Raw genomic sequence first — 18920 nt, forward strand, 5'->3', positions numbered from 1 at the left:
GCCAGTGGAATCGTAAGAAATTGCCAACCTTTTTCCACGGTTGTGGACAGGGGCCGGTCTACAGCAGATCAAGCAGAAACGGGATCAGCGGTTCGTCGGCTGGCGGCATCGGATAGTCGCGCATATCCTTCGGACGAACCCATTTCAGCGCCTGCCCTTCGAGCCCCCGCGCGATACCTTCATAACGGCGGCAGACATAGAGCGGCATCAGCAGGTGGAAGTCATCATAGGTGTGGCTCGCAAAAGTCAGCGGTGCAAGGCAGGCCGCTTTCGTCGTGATGCCGACTTCTTCCTGCATTTCGCGGATCAGCGTTTCTTCCGGCGTTTCGCCCGGTTCCACTTTGCCACCGGGAAACTCCCACAGCCCGGCCAGCTGCTTGCCTTCCGGGCGCTGCGTCAGCAGAACCCGGCCATCCGAATCCACCAGTGCGCAAGCAGCGACCAGAAGAATGCGGCGTCCCTTTACCTCGGTCATTTCTCGTTGCTCTCCCGATAGGCATAGCGATAGGCTTCCCGAAAGCCGAAGCTCTCGTAAAGAGCAAGTCCAGCAACGTTGTCCGCCTCGATCTGCAGCCATGCCGTCTTTGCACCGAGCTTTACGGCCCATTTGAGTGCAGAACCGACAATCGCATGTCCATGCCCCTTGCGCCTTGCGTCGCGCAGGGTTCCGACATCGAATAGACCCGCCATCACGCCATCCTGTACGCAAAGCAGGTTGGATACGGCGCGTCCGCCCTCCTCCAGCACGAACATGCCCTTGTTCGGGCGAACGCTATTTAGAAGTTCGGAAAATCCGGGCCGCATATCCTCCGGTCTTTCATGGATGGAAAGCGAGGCATCCACGAAGCGCCCAATATCCTTCAGGGGTATCTGGTCGATGGCGTCCGACAAATCGAGTTCCTCGAGATTCGCCGTCATCACGATGGTTTCGTCCCGGCGCTTCCAGCCAAGCCCTTCAAGATAATCCTCAAGCTCGCGCGGTGCGAGCGGCGAAAGCCTGAAACAGGGAACACGGCCATAGGCGCGAAAGCGCTGCGCCGCCAGTTCCACACGTGTTGGAATATCGCGCGTGTCGCCGGGATCGAGCGGATTGATCGAGTTGAGACGCCGGGATGGATGCGCTGCAGTCATGCGTATCGCCCATGTGCCGTCATAGTGAACCGACGTGGCAGGCCAGGCACGGAAGCCGACGGCTTCAAGCTGGCGAACGATGGCAAGACTTGGGGTGCTGGGCTTTTCCATTACTTCGATCAACTTCTGTAATCGCCATTGATGGCGACATATTCCTTTGTGAGGTCGCAGGTCCAGACAGTTGCCTTGCCCTTGCCTATCCCCAGATCGACGCGAATGCGAATATCCTCGCCCTGCATATAGGTGGACGTCGCTGCTTCCGAATAGGCCGGATCGCGCTCGCCTTGATGCGCAACACGAATATCGCCGAACCAGATCGCGAGCAGGTCACGATCGGCAGGTTCACCAGCCTTGCCTACGGCCATGACCACGCGGCCCCAATTGGCGTCTTCACCGGCAACAGCCGTCTTGACCAGCGGCGAATTGGCGATGGAAAGCGCGATCTTCTTGGCAGAGGCTGCGGATTTTGCGCCCGTCACTTCCACTTCCACCATTTTGCGTGCGCCCTCACCGTCGCGCACGACCTGCAGCGCCAGCGATTTCAGGAGGCGACCGAGCGCCTTCTTGAATTCGCCAAGGCGCTTGTCGGCAGGATCAGTGATTTCAGGTGCACCGCGCTCTGCCGCCGCACCAGTGGCGAACAGCATCAGCGTGTCCGATGTAGACGTGTCGCTGTCTACCGTCACAGCATTGAAGGTAGAGCCAACACCCTTGGAGAGCAGGCTCTGCAACACGTCAGCCTTGATCGGTGCATCGGTAACAACGAAGGAAAGCATCGTCGCCATATCCGGCGCGATCATGCCCGCGCCCTTGGCAATACCGTTGATCGTGACCGGCACCTGACCGAGCAGCACCGTTTCGGTCGCGACCTTCGGATAGGTATCGGTGGTCATGATCGCCTTGGCGGCTTCGGTCCAGAAATCCTCGACCGCATCCTTGTTCATGTCGCCGAGCAGATGCGCGAATTTGCTTGCATCGAGCGGTTCGCCGATCACGCCGGTTGAAGCCAGAAAGACGTCTGTTGTGGCGCACCCGACCGCCTTGGCGGCAGCTTCAGCCGTTGCTTCGGTCGCTTCACGACCCTTGACGCCGGTAAAGGCATTGGCGTTGCCGGAATTGACGACGACCGCGCGGGCCTTTCCGTACACGAGATTGCGGCGGCAAAAATCGACCGGCGCCGATGGGCAGAGCGAACGTGTAAAGACCCCTGCGGCTTCAGCCGGTCGGTCGAACACCATCAACATCACATCCGTTCGCCCCTTATACTTGATCCCGGCAGCAGCGGTAGCGATGCGCACGCCATGGACGACCGGCATTGTGGGGTAGTGTTTGGGAGCGAGCGGAGAAACAGACGCGGACATATGTGCCTCGATGGATGCGGTTTCGTAGAAACCCGAAAATCGTGATGCCCAGCAAACGGCGTTACGCGAATTTCGGATTCAAAATATGACGCGCGCATTGGAAAGGTTTGCGGTTTAAAATCAAGCGAGAAACGCAAGATCGGAATAAAAAACGCCCCGGCAAGCCGGGGCGTTGATATTTGAAGCCAGTTTTTACTGCTGTGGAGCAGCTTCTTCCGGCGCGTCATCCTTGTCCGCGCCTTCCTGGGCTGCGGCGGCATCCTTCATGGCTTTCTCGACAGCCGGATCCTTGTAGTCGATCTTCATACCGTCACGCAGCTTCTTGACGGTTTCCACATAACGCTCGCGCATGATGATCGAACGGATCTGGTCCTTGACCTGATCGAATGCCGGTGGCTGCTTGGTGCGACGATCTTCGAGCTGGATCACATGGAAGCCGAACTGGGTCTGGACCGGCTCCTTGGTGTATTCACCCGGCTTGAGCGCAAAGGCGGCCTTTTCGAACTCCGGCACCATCTGGCCTTCGGCGAAATAGCCGAGATCGCCACCATTGGCTGCCGTACCGTCGGTTGAGCTCTCCTTGGCGAGGTCCTCGAACTTGGCTCCGCCTTCAAGCTTCTTGATGATGGCTTCGGCTTCTTCCTTGGTCTTCACGAGGATGTGACGAGCGCGCACTTCCACCTGCGGCGGCATGGCTGCGATTTCCTTGTCGTAGCGCGCACGTACATCGTCATCGCTGATCTTGTCGACAACAGCATCCTTGAAATATTCGTTATGGAGCGCGCGTTCGCGCAGGAATTCCATGCGATTCTTGAATTCCTGGGACTGATCGAGCTTTTCCTTTTCCGCTTCACCAGCCATCGCCTTGATGTCGATCAGGGCAGCAAGCGCAGCCAGACGGCGCTGTTCGGCAGGAAGGCGCGAGAACTGCGGATCGAGATCGCCTGCAGCCTGATCGACTTCACCGACCGTGATGTCGTTGCCGTTGACGGTCGCCAGAACCTTGGACGGATCTTCCTTTTCTGCAGGGGCTGCAGCCGGTGCAGCAGCAGGCTTTCCAGCATCCTGTGCGAATGCGGCGCCTGAGTAGCTTGCCAGCGCCACCGTGGCCGCCAGAGACATGCCGACGACAGCGAGAGCCTTGCGATAAGGGGCTTTCAGAATGGCTTTCATATGGAATTCTCTCCTTCGTGGCCGCTTACCGGCCCGATGAATGCGGCGGAATTTGGCCCGGATCTCCCCAATATTGCAACAAAGGAAAGGTTTTCCAGCCCATGATGTAGCGAATCCGAAATTCGCATCACTTTGGAACAGTGTTGCTAACGAATTTCGGATTCAAAGCCACACAGCAATATATAGAATCGAGTGCGGTTTACAGATTTGAAGTTCATGAACGCAGATGCCATGCAAATGACAGGAACTTCAAATCCACCACACCGGAGCAACGTTGACATCGCCCGAAGCCCCTCTTATCTGTCCTTCGGCTTTACGTCCAGTAAGGGGCGGGGGAATTGCGCCGGAAATGCGCCGTAACGGGCAGCTTTCGCAGCGCAGTTTTCTTGCAATTGTTTCAATACGCGTGAATAAAGCATTCGACATTGCCGGAAGCGCTTCCGGCTGAACGGACAGGAAAGGACCAGTGATGGTCAGCTTTGGCGGTTTCGCCCGCAAGATATTCGGTTCATCCAATGACCGCCGCGTTAAAACCCTGCGCCAGCGGGCAAATCAAATTACTGCTATCGAGAAGAATTACGAAAATCTTACCGATGAGCAATTGCAGGCCAAGACCGCCGAATTTCGTGCGGCGCTGGCTGGAGGCAAGACGCTCGACTCTCTTCTGCCCGACGCTTTCGCTACGGCACGTGAAGCTGCGAAGCGCGTACTCGGTATGCGCCCGTTCGACGTGCAGCTGATCGGCGGCATGGTTCTGCACGAACGCGGCATCGCGGAAATGCGCACCGGTGAAGGCAAGACGCTGATGGCGACCCTGCCGGTCTACCTCAATGCGCTTGAGGGCAAGGGCGTACACGTGGTGACGGTCAACGACTACCTCGCCACCCGCGACGCCGAAACCATGGGCAAGCTCTATAACTTCCTCGGCCTGACCGTCGGCGTTATCAAGCACGGCCTCGACGACGATGAGCGCCGCGCGGCCTATGCCTGCGACATCACCTATGGCACCAACAACGAGCTGGGCTTCGACTATCTGCGCGACAACATGAAATATGAGCGCGCCCAGATGGTGCAGCGCCCGCACAATTACGCCATCGTCGATGAAGTGGACTCGATCCTCATCGACGAAGCGCGCACGCCGCTCATCATTTCCGGCCCGCTGGAAGACCGTTCGGACTTCTACAACCTCATCGACACCTTCATTCCAGCCCTTGAGCCGGAAGATTTTGAAATCGACGAGAAACAGAAGACGGCAATCTTCACCGAAGTCGGCACCGAGAAGGTTGAGCAGCTCCTGGAAGCCGCAGGCCATCTCAAGGGGGAAAGCCTCTACGACATCGAGAATGTCGCGGTCGTGCACCACCTGAACAATGCGCTTCGCGCGCACAAGCTCTTCCAGCGCGACAAGGACTATATCGTCCGCAATGACGAAATCGTCATCATCGACGAATTCACCGGCCGCATGATGCCAGGCCGCCGTTATTCGGAAGGCCTTCACCAGGCGCTGGAAGCCAAGGAACATGTGACCATCCAGCCGGAAAACCAGACGCTGGCTTCGATCACCTTCCAGAACTACTTCCGCATGTACAACAAGCTGTCGGGTATGACCGGTACGGCTGCGACGGAAGCGGAAGAATTCGGCAATATTTATGGCCTCGAAGTGCTCGAGATTCCGACCAATCTGCCGGTCCAGCGCATCGATGAAGACGACGAAGTCTATCGCTCCGTCGAGGAAAAATACCGCGCCATCGTGCGCGATATCCGCGCCTCGCACGAGAAGGGCCAGCCGATCCTCGTCGGCACGACCTCGATCGAAAAATCAGAACAACTGGCCGAACGCCTTCGCAAGGAAGGTATCAAGGAATTCCAGGTTCTGAACGCTCGCTACCACGAGCAGGAAGCCTATATCATCGCACAGGCAGGTGTGCCCGGAACCGTCACCATCGCCACCAACATGGCTGGTCGCGGTACCGACATCCAGCTTGGCGGCAATCTGGAAATGCGCGTTCGTCAGGAACTTTCCGATATACCGGAAGGTCCCGAGCGCGATGCCAAGATCGCGGAAATCAAGGCTGACATTGCACAGCTGAAGGAAAAGGCTCTGGCCGCAGGCGGGCTTTACGTTCTCGCCACCGAGCGCCACGAAAGCCGTCGCATCGACAACCAGCTGCGCGGTCGTTCGGGCCGCCAGGGCGATCCGGGCCGTTCGAAGTTCTTCCTGTCATTGCAGGACGATCTGATGCGCATCTTCGGTTCCGACCGCATGGACAGCATGCTGCAGAAGCTCGGCCTCAAGGAAGACGAAGCCATCGTCCATCCGTGGATCAACAAGGCGCTTGAAAAGGCGCAGAAGAAGGTCGAAGCCCGCAACTTCGAAATCCGCAAGAACCTTCTGAAATACGACGATGTCATGAACGATCAGCGCAAGGTGATCTTCGAACAGCGTCTGGAAATGATGGACGAAGAGGACCTGACCGAGACTGTTGGCGAAATGCGCCATGAGGTCATCGAGGACATGGTCGCGCTGCGCATCCCCAAGGACGCCTATGCGGAAAAGTGGGATATTGCCGGCCTCAAGGAAGACATCATCTCCAAGCTCAATCTCGACCTGCCGGTCGAGGATTGGGCCAAGGAAGAAGGCATCGCGGAAGAAGAGTTCGAGAACCGCATCAAGGAAGCCGCGGACAAGGCTGCTGCCGAGAAGGCCGAACGCTTCGGCCCGCAGATCATGACTTACGTTGAAAAGTCCGTGATCATGCAGTCGCTGGACAATCTCTGGCGTGAGCATCTGGTCAATCTCGACCATCTGCGTTCGGTCGTCGGTTTCCGCGGTTACGCCCAGCGCGATCCGCTGAACGAATACAAGACCGAAGCGTTCGAACTGTTCCAGTCGATGCTTGCCAACCTGCGCGAAGTCGTTATCTCGCAGCTGATGCGCGTCGAGATCGTTCGCGAAGCACCGCCGGAACCGGAACTGCCGCCGATGACCGGCCGTCATATCGACAGCACCACCGGCGAAAACGATTTCGACGAAGCGAGCTGGTCCGACCATCAGCATGACGAACGCAATGTGCCTGCTGCCGAACGCGATCCGGCCGACCCGCGCACATGGGGTAAGGTCAGCCGCAACGAGGCTTGCCCATGCGGCTCCGGCAAGAAGTACAAGCACTGCCACGGCGCTTTCGAGTGATGTGAGCCGAGCTCATCATCGCATCTATCGAACAAACCCCGGCAAGCCATTTGCCGGGGTTTGTGTTTTCTAGCACACGATGGACATCGATATGCACCGCGAGCAGTTGTATGACTTGCTTTATTTTAGATGCTTCAAATATAGATGTCGTTTAGGAAATACTCACCATTCCTTGAAGTCTTGCGACCTTCGGCAGATTAGACTTTTTCTTTTTCTCTTTATAAAGAACTCCTGTCTAAGGTTTTCATGCGCCTCATGACCAACAAAGCATAGGCGTGAAAGCCGGGTTATCCGGTGCTAAACAAGCAGGCCCCAAGAGGCTTGCAAAGACAGGGTTGGCAAACAGTGCGGTTTTCGGCAGCTGAAACAGCGAGCCGGTTTCTACCCGGCAGGATCGCAGCCAGGCTTCGTCCCGTGACGGAGCGGCTGGATGCCGTGCTTACGGATAGCGGACCGCAGGCAAGCGCGCAGCGCTCTTCCCTCGTCGCCTTTTCCGTGCGCGTTGCGAGCGCTGCTATTGCTCTCCTGTCTCAGGTTATTCTCGCCCGTTGGATGGGGGAATTCGAGTACGGCATCTTCGTCCTCGTCTGGCTGACCATGATAATTATCGGCGATCTGGCCTGTTTCGGACTGCACACCACGATTATCCGCTTCGTACCGGAATATATGCAGCGCCAAATGTTCGGCCTCGTGCGCGGGATCATCGGGACCGGACGCGTCTTCGCTTTTGCAGCCGCTACATTTATCGCGCTTCTGGGTGCAGGCCTGCTGCTCCTGCTCAAAGACCATGTCACAAGCTATTATCTCGTGCCGTTCATCCTCGGCTTCATCTGCCTGCCAATGATTACGCTCGGCAATATGCTGGATGGCATTGCGCGCTCGCGCACCTGGGTGATGATGGCGCTGACGCCAAGCTATATCGTCCGCCCACTTCTGGTTCTCCTGTTCATGATCATCGCACATGAAGCGGGATTACCTTCCAGTGCAACTATCGCGCTGGCAGTATCGATTGCCGCAACGTGGCTGACCACCGTCGGACAATTTCTGACCGTCGACCGCTCACTGGAAAAAGATATTCCCGCCGCAACGCGTGACCAGCGTCTTGGCGAATGGATGAAAGTTGCCCTGCCGATTTTCCTCGTGGAAGGCTTTTTCTTCCTACTCATCAATGTCGATGTTCTGATGGTTGGCCACGCGCTCGACCCCGAGCATGTCGCGATCTATTTTGCGGCTACGAAGATCATGGCGCTCGCCCATTTCGTCTATTTCGCAGTAAAGGCCAGCGTCGCCCAGCGTTATTCGGACCTGCTGCACAGTGGCGATCGCGCCGAATTTGCAAGTTTTGCCGAGGCCTCCGTCCGCTGGACGTTCTGGCCGACGCTGTTTCTGGGCGCCGTCATTCTGCTGGCGGGCTATCCGCTTCTGCGGCTTTTCGGTCCGGCCTTCACAGCGGGCTATCCGCTTCTGTTCATCCTGATCATCGGGGTGATCGCACGTGCCAGCGTCGGCCCCGCAGAAAGCCTCCTCAACATGTCGGGAAAGCAGAATATCTGCGCGCTCCTTTATGCCGTGACACTTGCTGTCAACGTTATTCTCAATCTCGTTCTGATACCACGCTTCGGCCTGACAGGCGCCGCCATTTCGACAGCTATTGCCATGCTGATGGAAGCGGCACTTCTTTCGGCAGCCGTATCACGCACCTTGCACATAACTATGTTCATTCTCATTCCACGAGACCGTACCAAGACCTCGGAGGGGACTTTGTAATGGCCGCGAAACCTTTGCTTGAAGAATCGGCAGGCGGAAATGCAGCTCACATCGTTTCGGAACTCTCCGAGAGCGGTTTGGCGCATGAAGCTGTCAAAAAGCTGGAGGAAAGCCTTCACAGCCGCGATATACCGCGCAAACTCGCAATCTACGGCGCCGCAGCAGGCTTCGAACTGCGCGACGAGCTCGATCACTTGAGCAACCGGACCATCGAACCGAACGTGTTCTTCAATGCACGATTTCTGGCGCCAGCCATGCCGCGCCTAGAGGATCGCGAAGTTCGCTTCATGGTCATGCGCGACGAAAACGAAATCCGCAGCCGCCTGCGCTTCGTCATGCCCTATACGATCGAACGCCCTGGCTTGCCGCTTTCAACACCGGTAATCCGTGCATGGTCGACACCGTTCGGGCCGCAGGGCACGCCACTGATCGATCACGATGACCCTGTCGGCGTGCTGGAAGACCTGTTCGACATTCTGGCGCGCAGGCATCTCAAATTGCCTAATGTGCTTGTGCTGCCGGAAATGCGGGCTAACGGCCCGGCGGCAAAACTGATCCGTTCTGTGGCGGTGGGCCGCCAATTGCCTTTGGTCGCCATAGAGCAGAAGGAGCGTCCCTTTCTCGAGAGCGATCTGGACGGCGACGCCTATATCAAGCAAGCAATCGGTGCACACCATCGCCGGGATTACAATCGCCTGTGGCGCAGGCTGGCCGAAAAGGGCGAGCTTGCCTATCGCGTCGCCCGCACGCCCGACGATGTGCGTCACGCGTTCGAACATTTCCTGACGCTGGAAGCGAGTGGCTGGAAAGGCAAACGCGGCACCGCCATGGCAGTCGACCGGTTTCGCGCGGCTTTCGCCCGCGAGGCAGTCAACAATCTTGCTGAACGCGACTGCGTGCGCGTGCACACGCTTGAGCTCGACGGACGGGTTATCGCCATTTTGATCGTCTTTACGGTTTCAGGAGAAGCCTGGACCTGGAAAACAGCTTATGACGAAAGCCTGAACGCCTGGTCGCCCGGCGTACTTCTCATGATCGAAGTCGTGAAGAACCATCTGAACGATCCCAACATCAACCGCACCGATTCCTGCGCCGTCCCCGATCATCCGGTCATGATGCGGCTGTTCGACAAGCGTGAGACAATCGAAACGCTGGTGATTGGCCTCAACCCGTCCACGGATAAGCTCGTCCGTCAGGCTGCCTCGCAGATTCATCTTTATCAGCGAACTCGCAATCTGGCCCGCATCGTGCGCAATCGCATCCGCAGCTTCACCGAGAGGAAGTAGGGGCAAGTTTAAGCGACCTTAAAAAAGCCCAGAAATCGCTGTCCTGAATCTCCGATGCTGGATTATCCGGCAAGAATGTTGCGATTGCAGTTTTGCGGAAGCCCTGCGAAGCTCCATCCTCAACAGCCACTTCGGAATTTTGAAGGTTCAGGAATGCGATTTCCACGCCCGACTATCGCCAGCGGCACGCTTTGCGTCCTGACCGCATTTTATCTCCTCGCTTTCACCAATAGCTCCTTCTGGCAGCGGCTGATCGCCTACTTTTCCGACCATCCGCAAAAGCTGGTTGTTGGGGCAGCGGCCATCCTTCTCATCCATATCGCCGTGCTGATGGCCTTCTCGGCAAAATATGTCATCAAGCCTGTTCTCATTTTCGCAATATGGGTGGCCGCAGGTGGGGCCTATTTTACGGATACTTTCGGCACGATCATCGATCGCAATGTGGTCGAGGCAACGCTCACAACGACAAAGGCAGAGTCGGGCCATCTGATAACGACGGGCTTTCTGCTGCATATGCTGCTTTATGCTGTCGTTCCCACGCTTTTCATCATCTGGGTCCGTGTGAAGCACCGGCCTTTGCTGCAGAAGCTTCTGGTCAATACTGTCTCGATCATCGTCTGCTTGGCCATCGCAATCGCGCTTATCGGCTCCGATTACGGCAGCTTCTCCTCGATGTACCGCGAACACCGCTCCGACATCATGGAACGGCTGATGCCCGGCACACCGCTCAAGAGCACCGTGCAATATATCGTGCGTGACCTGAATGACAGGCAGATCGTCATGCAGCCGCTCGGCCTCGATGCAAAACAGGCGTTGCCGCCGATAGCATCCGGCAAGAAGCTCCTGACCGTTATCGTGGTGGGCGAAACGGCACGCGCCCAGAATTTCAGCCTTTACGGCTACCCGCGTGAGACCAATCCCGAACTGAAGCAGCAGGATATCGTTACCTTTCCAAACACAACAAGCTGCGGCACGGACACCTCCGTTTCCGTGCCATGTATGTTCTCGCCCTTTCCGCGCGAGGAATATTCGAGCTCCAAGTTCCATAGCTCGGAAAATCTGATGGACCTCCTCAATCATGCCGGCGTGCAGGTTGCGTGGTACGAGAATAATACCGGCAGCAAGGGCGTTTCGGACCGCATACCGACGGTCGACCTGCAGAATTCAAACAATGCGCAATATTGCGAAGGCGGCGAATGTCTTGACCAAATTCTGGTCGACCAGCTCCGTGACCACCTGAAGGACGTTAATGACAATGCCACGATTGTCCTGCACATGACAGGCAGTCACGGACCATCCTATTATCGGCGTTATCCGCCGGAATTCGCCAAGTTCAAACCAGAGTGCCGCACGAGCGAATTTTCCGATTGCACGACGGACCAGATCGTCAATGCCTACGACAATTCGATCCTCTATACTGATCATATATTATCGAAGATCATCAACGTCCTGAAGGCAAGCGAAGACCGTTTTGCCCCCGCCATGATCTATATGTCCGACCATGGCGAATCGCTGGGCGAAGATGGTCTTTATCTGCATGCAGCGCCCTATTTCATCGCGCCTGACGTCCAGACACACATCCCATTCGTCGCGTGGTTCTCGCCGGACTATGCGAACGCCACCAGGCTCGACACGGCTTGCGTCAAACAGGATGCTGCCGCCCCTTCTTCGCACGACAATCTGTTCCACACGGTCATCGGCATGATGGGCGTGAAAACGTCAGCCTATGATCAGGCGCTCGACCGCTTTGCCAACTGCCGGAAAGCCAATGTCGCAACCTCGAACTAGGACATTTGGCATCGCGCGCAGATGGCTGATTATATTAGCCAAACCAATAATTTGAGCCATCCGACAAAGCGTGATACACTTTGCCTTGGGAGAGCGCATGGACAGGCGGAAGAGGAGGTCCGCACCGGTGCAATCCGGCACTTTGAACAAGTGTCCGAAGCCCGGATAATTATAAAAGCTTCCGTCTGGCTCAAACGCTATCGCGCCCTCCCGGGGAAGGAGATGCGCCATGGAATATTTTCACTATGTCAGCACGCTGGATTACGTCCTGCTGGGCTTCATAGCCTTGCTGGTCTTCTGGAATCTGGTTGAAGCGAACTTGCGCAGATAGATGACGGCGGCTTATCTCAAAGCCGCGCAACCACATAAAGCCTGCTGCGCCTGACACGATCAGGAACGGGCTTGTTGACTGGAACGCTGCCGTGACGATGAGCGGTTGATTGAATCACACGTCGTTACTTCTTACCCTTTCAGCCGTCTGTCTGAAGAGGAGTGAAAGCTGCACTTTTGAGCAATTGACCTCGTTTCGTTTAGCCGGTATATCCCAACCCGCTGTCCCTTTGGACCATATCGAACTGCTTCGGCAGAAATGTGCGGGTGTGGTGGAACTGGTAGACGCGCCGGACTCAAAATCCGGTTCCGAAAGGAGTGTCGGTTCGATTCCGACCACCCGCACCATTCATTCCACCACAAATTTTCTTGTCACGCTGCTTCAAGCGCTTGCGCCAGATCGGCAATCAGATCGTCGGGATGCTCGATGCCGATGGAAAGTCGGATCGTTGATTCCAGCACACCGATACGCTCTCTTACATCGACGGGAACGCCCGAATGGGTCATCGCGGCAGGATGGCTTGCAAGCGATTCCGTACCGCCGAGACTGACAGCAAGCTTCAATATCTGAAGCGCATTCAGGAAGCGGAATGCCGCCGCCTGCCCGCCTTTGATATCGAAGGAGAAGGTCGACCCCGCACCACTGCACTGGCGTTTGAACAAAGCACCAACGTCCGAATTCTCATCCTCAAATGGGAGATAATGCAGTTTCTCCACTTTCGGATGATCGCGCAGGAATTCCGCAATTGCCTGCGCGTTGTTGTTGGCGCGTTCCATGCGAAGTCCGAGCGTTTCAAGCGAGCGACCCAGCATCCAGCATGAATGCGGGTCAAGCTGCGTGCCGATCGCACCACGCAATGCCTTGACCTGCTTTACAACAGCCTTGGCACCCAGCACTGCCCCGGCAATCAGATCCGAATGTCCGCCGACATATTTGGTCAGCGAATAGACCGAAAGATCAGCACCGTGGTCGAGAGGCTTCTGATAGACCGGGCCGAGCAGGGTATTGTCGCAGGCAATGATCGGACGATGCCCCTGCTTTTGTTCAATCTTTTCCGCGACACACCGGATGGCGGCAATATCGACAATGCTGTTGGTCGGGTTGGCAGGCGTCTCGATCAGAATCACCGAAACACGTCCCTTGCGAACAGCCTCGTCGGCTGCCTGTTCTATCGAGGCTTCGTGCACGCCATCGGCGAAAGCAACGGCTTCAACGCCGAAATTGAGAAACGTCTTTGCAAGGAGCGTTTCCGTGCCGCCATAGAGCGGTTGCGAATGCAAAATGACATCGCCCGGGCGTGCAAAAGCAAACAGCGTCGTGGCAATGGCCGACATGCCGGAAGAAAACAGCGCACAGCTCTCGGTGCCTTCATAGACCGCGAGGCGATCTTCAACGATCTCGCTGTTGGGATGGTTGAAACGGGAATAGACGAGACCAGCACCGACACCGGCAGGCGGTTCCTTGCGACCGGAAACGAAATCGAAGAAATCGCGTCCGTCTTCGGCAGTCTTGAAAACGAAAGTCGACGTCAGGAATACCGGTGGCTTGACCGCTCCTTCGGAAAGCTCCGGGTCGTAGCCATAATTGAGCATCTGCGTTTCGGGATGAAGCGGATGATTGCCCAACATGGTCTTTGAAGGCCGTGGCGCAGTCATGAATACCTCCTTGAGAAAATCCTCCCGTCCGTATTCGGACAGGAGGAGCTTAACAGAGGTATTCAGGAATCTTCTTGCGTTGTTATGCCTTTTAGAGAAATCGCTGCGATGCCGGCAGAGGCGCGCATAGCCGTCGATTACTTGATGACCAGCACCGGCACGGTACTGAGCGACAACACCTCAGCTGCCTGACTTCCCAGCAATAATTTGTTCACGCCGCGACGGCCATGCGATGCGATGACGATCAGATCGGTATTCTTGGCATTCGCAGCCTCGACAATGCCCTGCGCCGGAGATTGATTTTCGACATGCACGGCCTCAGCACTAACGCCGATTTCCATTGCCTTGGCTTTGGCCTTCGACAGAATTTCGGTGGCCGCTTTGGTGATGGCCTCGCGATATTCCTGAAATGCCGCCGGGCTCGACGCCCATTCAGCCGCAACCACAATGCCATAGGATGGCAGAAGCTCTGTCACGGACACGAAAATAACCTTTGCGCCTGTTTCCTTGGCCAGCGCAACGCCTTGGTCGACGCCTTTCTCAGCGAGTTCCGATCCATCGGTTGCGATCAATATGTTCTTGTACATTCATGTTCTCCTGGCTGCCTGATACCCGATGATGCGCGCCTCCCCGTCGCAACGCATTGACGCGGATCAATCAAGCTTTACCCCAAGCTAATACGCTCCCTCCCAATTATGATGGAATTTACTTCCAATTTATTCAATTATAAAGAATAAATTTCTAAACTTGATGTGCCGGGCGCACGTACCCAACTATGCTTTTGCGCAGTTTCCACTTAAACTTTGCGCGACAAATAGGGAGATCACGCCATGAACAAGCCCCTGAACGAACCACAAGCTGGTAAGACCGCAGGCCGTGGCCGCGTTTACGATTCCATCCTCGACACAATCGGCAATACACCGCTCGTGCGCATTGACAAGTTCGCCAAGGAAAAGGGCGTGGAAGCCAATCTTCTGGCCAAGCTGGAGTTCTTCAACCCTCTGGCCAGTGTGAAGGACCGTATCGGTCTGGCGCTGATCGAAGCTCTGGAACGCGACGGTCGCGCCGTGCCGGGCAAGACAGTCTTCGTCGAGCCGACTTCCGGCAATACCGGTATCGCGCTGGCTTTTGCTGCTGCGGCCAAGGGTTATCGCCTCGTTCTCACCATGCCGGAAACCATGTCGGTGGAACGCCGCAAGCTTTTGAAGCTTCTCGGTGCCGAACTGGTTCTGACCGAAGGCGCAAAAGGCATGAAGGGCGCTATCGCGGAAGCAGAAGCCATTGCAGAAGGCAACCCGAACGCAATCATCCCGCAGCAGTTCGAAAATCCGGCCAACCCGGAAATCCATCGCCTCACGACGGCTGAGGAAATCTGGAACGACACCAATGGTGAAGCAGATATCCTGATCTCCGGCATCGGCACCGGCGGCACGATTACCGGTGTCGGTCAAGTCATCAAGGGGCGCAAGCCGTCCTTCAAGGTGATCGCCGTGGAACCGAAGGATTCACCGGTACTTTCCGGTGGCGCACCCGGCCCGCACAAAATTCAGGGCATCGGCGCAGGCTTCGCCCCGAAGACGCTCGATACCAGCATCTATGATGAGGTTGTTCAGGTCTCCAACGAAGACGCTTTTGCCAATGCACGCCTGTTGGCCCGTCTCGAAGGCATTCCCGTCGGCATTTCTTCCGGCGCGGCTCTGACCGCCGCTGTTGAAATCGGCAAGCGCCCGGAAAACGCCGGCAAGAACATCGTCATCATCATTCCGTCCTTTGCCGAACGCTATCTTTCGACGGCATTGTTTGAAGGTCTGGAATAATCCGCACTCACACGCGGTGGCCAAAAACAAAAGCCAGAGCGGTGAACCGTTCTGGCTTTACTTTTTTAAATGCCGGTCCGTTCGCCAAGCAAACGGAGGCTTTATGCGCTCATATCAATGGTGCGTGCGTGCGGCGCAAGCCGGGCCTGGCCCGCGCATATAATGGCGCTCGGGCCTGTAGCTCGGTGCAACGAACTCGCGGATGACATTAACGCTGTCACGCAGCTGAACAAGAATGCTCATCGTCTTCACCTTCGTCAAAAAACATGCTGTTCGGAATGGATGCCCGTCCTGTCCCGACTAACCGGGCTCTGAAACGTTGTTCATTTCCGAACATCTTAATGAAAACTTTAACAATCAAAGATGAATAAGCTCTGAACCCTTATGGTTAAGGGTAAGTTAATGGTAAGGATGTTGAAGCTTTTCCACAGGTCGCGAATTGTCGCCACAATTAAAAAAGGCCGGTTTTAACCGGCCTTTCATGTTCAAAAGTTCAAGCGCCTTACCGCGTCGGAACCGGATGCTCACCACGATAATCGTAAAAGCCGCGACCCGTCTTGCGTCCCAGCCAGCCTGCTTCGACATATTTGACCAGAAGCGGGCACGGGCGATACTTGGAATCCGCCAGCCCGTCGTGCAGAACCTGCATGATGGAGAGGCAGGTATCGAGGCCAATGAAATCGGCGAGCTGTAGCGGCCCCATCGGGTGGTTGGCGCCTAGCTTCATGGCTGTATCGATAGCTTCGACGCTGCCGACCCCTTCATAAAGCGTGTAGATGGCCTCGTTGATCATCGGCAACAGAATGCGATTGACAATAAAGGCCGGAAAATCTTCGGCAACGGTTATCGTCTTGCCAAGCGCGGTCACGAAATCGTTCGACTTGCGGAAGGTTTCCTCATCCGTTGCGATGCCGCGCACCAGTTCGACAAGCTTCATCACAGGAACGGGATTCATGAAATGAATGCCGATAAAACGCTCTGGACGGTCGGTCGTGGATGCGAGACGTGTGATCGAGATCGACGACGTGTTGGTTGCGAGAATCGCTTCGGGGTTCAGAACCGTGCAAAGCTGCGCAAAAATCTTGCGCTTGACGGTTTCGTCTTCCGTTGCCGCTTCGATGGCTAGATCGACACCCGCCAGATCCTCCATGGAATTTGCCGGACGGATAAGCTTCATCGCCGCTGCGCGTTGGTCTTCCAGCAGTTTGCCTGAGGCAACCTGACGCGCCATGTTGCCATTGATGGTGGCGATGCCCTTTTCCAGCCGGTCCGCTGCCGCATCGTGAAGAAGCACATCGAACCCGGCCAGCGCGCATACATGAGCAATACCGCTGCCCATCTGTCCTGCGCCGACCACCCCTACCGTCTTGATTGCCACAGTCATAACTCCTTCATTCAGCCGCTCCACAACAGAGCCGAGGCCGAGAGCATATGCTCTAACTTTTGTTCTTACATATTACCCCCAGCAAAACCGCTTCGCACTTTTGCTGGAAATGCTCTGTCTTTGTCTTTTCGCATTGTCCAACGCAAAACCGCTTCGCACTTTTGCTGGAGATGCTTCACTATACCAATTCTGCCCGAGACGGATACAGCCCTCATTCAGAGAAAGGCAAAACAGCGCTTTCGTATCAGAAGGCTTTCCAAATGAAAAAGCGGCGGGACTAGCCCGCCGCTTTCTGATCGATTAAAGCGCTTTTTGCAGTTCCGGCAGGATCGTAAAGAGATCGCCGACGAGGCCGTAATCGGCCACCTGGAAGATCGGCGCTTCCTCGTCCTTGTTGATCGCCACGATCACGCGACTGTCCTTCATACCGGCCAGATGCTGGATCGCACCGGAGATTCCGACGGCGATGTAGAGATCCGGGGCAACCACCTTGCCGGTCTGGCCAACCTGCCAGTCGTTCGGCGCGTAGCCCGCATCGACTGCAGCACGGCTTGCGCCGACCGCTGCACCAAGCTTGTCGGCAACCGGCAGGATCACTTCCTGGAACTTTTCGGCAGAACCGAGCGCACGACCGCCGGAGATGATGATCTTGGCCGAGGTCAGTTCCGGACGGTCCGAATCCGACAATGCATTGCCGACGAAGCTCGACAGCGCCGGATCGGCTGCTGCATTGACGCTTTCAACTGCAGCCGAACCACCTTCGCCCGTTGCCTGGAACGACGCGGTACGCACGGTGATAACCTTCTTTGCATCGGTCGACTGGACCGTCTGGATCGCATTGCCCGCATAGATCGGACGCTTGAACGTATCAGCCGACACGACTTCCATGATTTCGGACAACTGCATCACATCGAGAAGCGCTGCAACGCGCGGCAGGATGTTCTTGGCCGAGGTCGTTGCCGGAGCAATGATCGTGTCGTAATTGCCTGCCAGTTCCACGATGAGAGCGGCCGTTGGCTCGGCCAGACGGTTTTCCAGTCCATCGCTTTCAGCAAGCAGAACCTTACGCACACCCTTGAGCTTGGCGGCAGCATCGGCTGCAGCCTTCGCGCCCTTGCCTGCAACCAGAACATCCACGTCGCCGCCGATCTGGGCAGCCGCCGTCAGCGCCTTCGCCGTCTGGTCGGAAAGGGTTGCATTGTCATGTTCGGCAATAAGAAGAATAGCCATTTATATCGTCCCTTCCGATTTCTTTAGAGTACGCCGTCGGCCTTGAGCTTCTCGACCAGTTCAGAAACTGAACCGACCTTCACGCCAGCCTTGCGGCCACCCGGCTCTTCAGTCTTCAGGACCTTGAGACGCGGCGCAATGTCGGCGCCGAAATCGGCAGGCGACTTCTCGTCCAGCGGCTTCTTCTTGGCCTTCATGATGTTCGGCAGCGACGCATAGCGCGGCTGGTTCAAACGAAGATCGACCGTAACGATAGCCGGAAGCTTCACGTCGATGGTCTGGAGACCACCATCAACTTCGCGCGTTACCTTGGCCGAACCGTCGCCCAGTTCCACCTTCGAGGCGAACGTCGCCTGGCTCCAGTTGAGAAGGGCCGAAAGCATCTGGCCAGTCTGGTTGGAATCATCGTCGATTGCCTGCTTGCCGAGGAAGACGAGATCCGGCTTTTCCGCATCGACCACGCCCTTGAGAACCTTGGCAACGCCAAGCGGCTCAACCGTTTCGTCCGACTTCACCAGGATCGCACGATCGGCGCCCATGGCAAGTGCGGTACGCAGCGTTTCCTGTGCCTGTGCCGGGCCGACCGAAACCGCGACGATTTCCGTCACCTTGCCCGCTTCCTTCAGACGGATCGCTTCTTCAACCGCGATCTCATCGAAAGGGTTCATCGACATCTTGACGTTCGCAAGCTCAACGCCCGAACCGTCTCCCTTTACACGGATCTTTACGTTGTAATCGACAACCCGTTTCACTGCGACAAGGACTTTCATCCGCGATTACCTCTTCAATGACTCTTGCAGCACGACT

At 56.4% G+C, this 18920-nt stretch carries 15 protein-coding genes and 1 tRNA gene; 6 read left to right on the top strand and 10 right to left on the bottom strand.

Features of this window, described 5'->3' with window-relative positions; all coding sequences use genetic code 11:
• Nucleotides 1-58: 58 nt before the first annotated feature.
• From mutT to KWJ32_RS04800, 4 genes are all read right to left on the bottom strand, one after another.
• Nucleotides 59-475: an 8-oxo-dGTP diphosphatase MutT gene (gene mutT, locus KWJ32_RS04785; RefSeq protein WP_012091198.1), complete on the bottom strand. Its 417-nt coding sequence runs from the start codon at nucleotides 473-475 to the stop codon at nucleotides 59-61.
• Nucleotides 472-1242 (bottom strand): GNAT family N-acetyltransferase, encoded by a 771-nt coding sequence (locus KWJ32_RS04790; protein WP_010657504.1) that lies wholly within the window; start codon nucleotides 1240-1242, stop codon nucleotides 472-474. The genes mutT and KWJ32_RS04790 overlap by 4 nt, the downstream gene beginning before the upstream one ends.
• Before the next feature lie 8 nt (nucleotides 1243-1250).
• Nucleotides 1251-2492, bottom strand: a complete 1242-nt coding sequence (argJ, locus tag KWJ32_RS04795; RefSeq protein ID WP_012091197.1) for a bifunctional glutamate N-acetyltransferase/amino-acid acetyltransferase ArgJ — start codon at nucleotides 2490-2492, stop codon at nucleotides 1251-1253.
• Between the two features lie 192 nt (nucleotides 2493-2684).
• Nucleotides 2685-3665, bottom strand: a complete 981-nt coding sequence (locus tag KWJ32_RS04800; RefSeq protein ID WP_151609621.1) for a peptidylprolyl isomerase — start codon at nucleotides 3663-3665, stop codon at nucleotides 2685-2687.
• A gap of 469 nt (nucleotides 3666-4134) precedes the next feature.
• Between KWJ32_RS04800 and secA the strand changes: the two genes are divergently transcribed.
• The 5 genes from secA to KWJ32_RS04825 all read left to right on the top strand — a co-directional run bounded on the left by secA (nucleotide 4135) and on the right by KWJ32_RS04825 (nucleotide 12374).
• Nucleotides 4135-6855, top strand: a complete 2721-nt coding sequence (gene secA / locus KWJ32_RS04805) for a preprotein translocase subunit SecA (protein WP_012091195.1) — start codon at nucleotides 4135-4137, stop codon at nucleotides 6853-6855.
• Nucleotides 6856-7200: 345 nt separating this feature from the next.
• Entirely contained in the window at nucleotides 7201-8622 is a 1422-nt protein-coding gene (locus KWJ32_RS04810) for a lipopolysaccharide biosynthesis protein (RefSeq protein ID WP_167387115.1), read from the top strand.
• Complete coding sequence (locus tag KWJ32_RS04815) at nucleotides 8622-9908, top strand: GNAT family N-acetyltransferase (RefSeq protein ID WP_012091193.1); 1287 nt, start codon at nucleotides 8622-8624, stop codon at nucleotides 9906-9908. Before KWJ32_RS04810 ends, KWJ32_RS04815 begins: the two co-directional genes overlap by 1 nt.
• Before the next feature lie 153 nt (nucleotides 9909-10061).
• A complete protein-coding gene (locus KWJ32_RS04820; RefSeq protein ID WP_012091192.1) occupies nucleotides 10062-11696 on the top strand; it encodes a phosphoethanolamine transferase in 1635 nt (544 codons plus the stop codon).
• 593 nt (nucleotides 11697-12289) lie between these two features.
• Nucleotides 12290-12374, top strand: a tRNA-Leu gene (locus KWJ32_RS04825).
• 24 nt (nucleotides 12375-12398) lie between these two features.
• Here KWJ32_RS04825 and KWJ32_RS04830 read toward each other — a convergent pair.
• Both KWJ32_RS04830 and KWJ32_RS04835 read right to left on the bottom strand, forming a co-directional pair.
• Nucleotides 12399-13682, bottom strand: coding sequence for a cystathionine gamma-synthase family protein (locus tag KWJ32_RS04830; RefSeq protein WP_012091191.1), 1284 nt, complete (start codon nucleotides 13680-13682; stop codon nucleotides 12399-12401).
• A 137-nt stretch (nucleotides 13683-13819) separates the two neighbouring features.
• The gene (locus KWJ32_RS04835) at nucleotides 13820-14269 is read right to left on the bottom strand and encodes a universal stress protein (RefSeq protein WP_012091190.1); all 450 of its coding nucleotides are present in this window, start codon (nucleotides 14267-14269) and stop codon (nucleotides 13820-13822) included.
• 243 nt (nucleotides 14270-14512) lie between these two features.
• Here KWJ32_RS04835 and cysK point away from each other — a divergent pair, with 243 nt between their 5' ends.
• On the top strand, nucleotides 14513-15499 hold the full coding sequence (gene cysK, locus KWJ32_RS04840) for a cysteine synthase A (protein ID WP_010657514.1): 987 nt from the start codon (nucleotides 14513-14515) through the stop codon (nucleotides 15497-15499).
• Between the two features lie 114 nt (nucleotides 15500-15613).
• Here the strand turns inward: cysK and KWJ32_RS04845 are convergent, their stop codons facing one another.
• From KWJ32_RS04845 to KWJ32_RS04860, 4 genes are all read right to left on the bottom strand, one after another.
• The gene (locus tag KWJ32_RS04845) at nucleotides 15614-15742 is read right to left on the bottom strand and encodes a hypothetical protein (protein WP_255362115.1); all 129 of its coding nucleotides are present in this window, start codon (nucleotides 15740-15742) and stop codon (nucleotides 15614-15616) included.
• Between the two features lie 259 nt (nucleotides 15743-16001).
• A complete protein-coding gene (locus tag KWJ32_RS04850; protein ID WP_012091188.1) occupies nucleotides 16002-16877 on the bottom strand; it encodes a 3-hydroxybutyryl-CoA dehydrogenase in 876 nt (291 codons plus the stop codon).
• A 306-nt stretch (nucleotides 16878-17183) separates the two neighbouring features.
• Complete coding sequence (locus KWJ32_RS04855) at nucleotides 17184-18113, bottom strand: electron transfer flavoprotein subunit alpha/FixB family protein (protein WP_012091187.1); 930 nt, start codon at nucleotides 18111-18113, stop codon at nucleotides 17184-17186.
• 23 nt (nucleotides 18114-18136) lie between these two features.
• Nucleotides 18137-18883 (bottom strand): electron transfer flavoprotein subunit beta/FixA family protein, encoded by a 747-nt coding sequence (locus KWJ32_RS04860; protein ID WP_010657517.1) that lies wholly within the window; start codon nucleotides 18881-18883, stop codon nucleotides 18137-18139.
• Nucleotides 18884-18920 lie beyond the last annotated feature (37 nt).

This window comes from Ochrobactrum sp. BTU2 (assembly GCF_024539785.1).
Lineage (GTDB): Bacteria > Pseudomonadota > Alphaproteobacteria > Rhizobiales > Rhizobiaceae > Brucella > Brucella anthropi.

Bases quoted from the DNA above. Each gene is read 5' to 3' on its own strand.
- KWJ32_RS04820 (WP_012091192.1), top strand. From the start codon at position 10,062: ATGCGATTTCCACGCCCGACTATCGCCAGCGGCACGCTTTGCGTCCTG.
- KWJ32_RS04830 (WP_012091191.1), bottom strand. From the start codon at position 13,682: ATGACTGCGCCACGGCCTTCAAAGACCATGTTGGGCAATCATCCGCTT.
- KWJ32_RS04800 (WP_151609621.1), bottom strand. From the start codon at position 3,665: ATGAAAGCCATTCTGAAAGCCCCTTATCGCAAGGCTCTCGCTGTCGTC.
- KWJ32_RS04860 (WP_010657517.1), bottom strand. From the start codon at position 18,883: ATGAAAGTCCTTGTCGCAGTGAAACGGGTTGTCGATTACAACGTAAAG.
- KWJ32_RS04790 (WP_010657504.1), bottom strand. From the start codon at position 1,242: ATGGAAAAGCCCAGCACCCCAAGTCTTGCCATCGTTCGCCAGCTTGAA.
- mutT (WP_012091198.1), bottom strand. From the start codon at position 475: ATGACCGAGGTAAAGGGACGCCGCATTCTTCTGGTCGCTGCTTGCGCA.
- KWJ32_RS04845 (WP_255362115.1), bottom strand. From the start codon at position 15,742: ATGAGCATTCTTGTTCAGCTGCGTGACAGCGTTAATGTCATCCGCGAG.
- KWJ32_RS04855 (WP_012091187.1), bottom strand. From the start codon at position 18,113: ATGGCTATTCTTCTTATTGCCGAACATGACAATGCAACCCTTTCCGAC.
- cysK (WP_010657514.1), top strand. From the start codon at position 14,513: ATGAACAAGCCCCTGAACGAACCACAAGCTGGTAAGACCGCAGGCCGT.
- KWJ32_RS04815 (WP_012091193.1), top strand. From the start codon at position 8,622: ATGGCCGCGAAACCTTTGCTTGAAGAATCGGCAGGCGGAAATGCAGCT.
- argJ (WP_012091197.1), bottom strand. From the start codon at position 2,492: ATGTCCGCGTCTGTTTCTCCGCTCGCTCCCAAACACTACCCCACAATG.
- KWJ32_RS04835 (WP_012091190.1), bottom strand. From the start codon at position 14,269: ATGTACAAGAACATATTGATCGCAACCGATGGATCGGAACTCGCTGAG.
- secA (WP_012091195.1), top strand. From the start codon at position 4,135: ATGGTCAGCTTTGGCGGTTTCGCCCGCAAGATATTCGGTTCATCCAAT.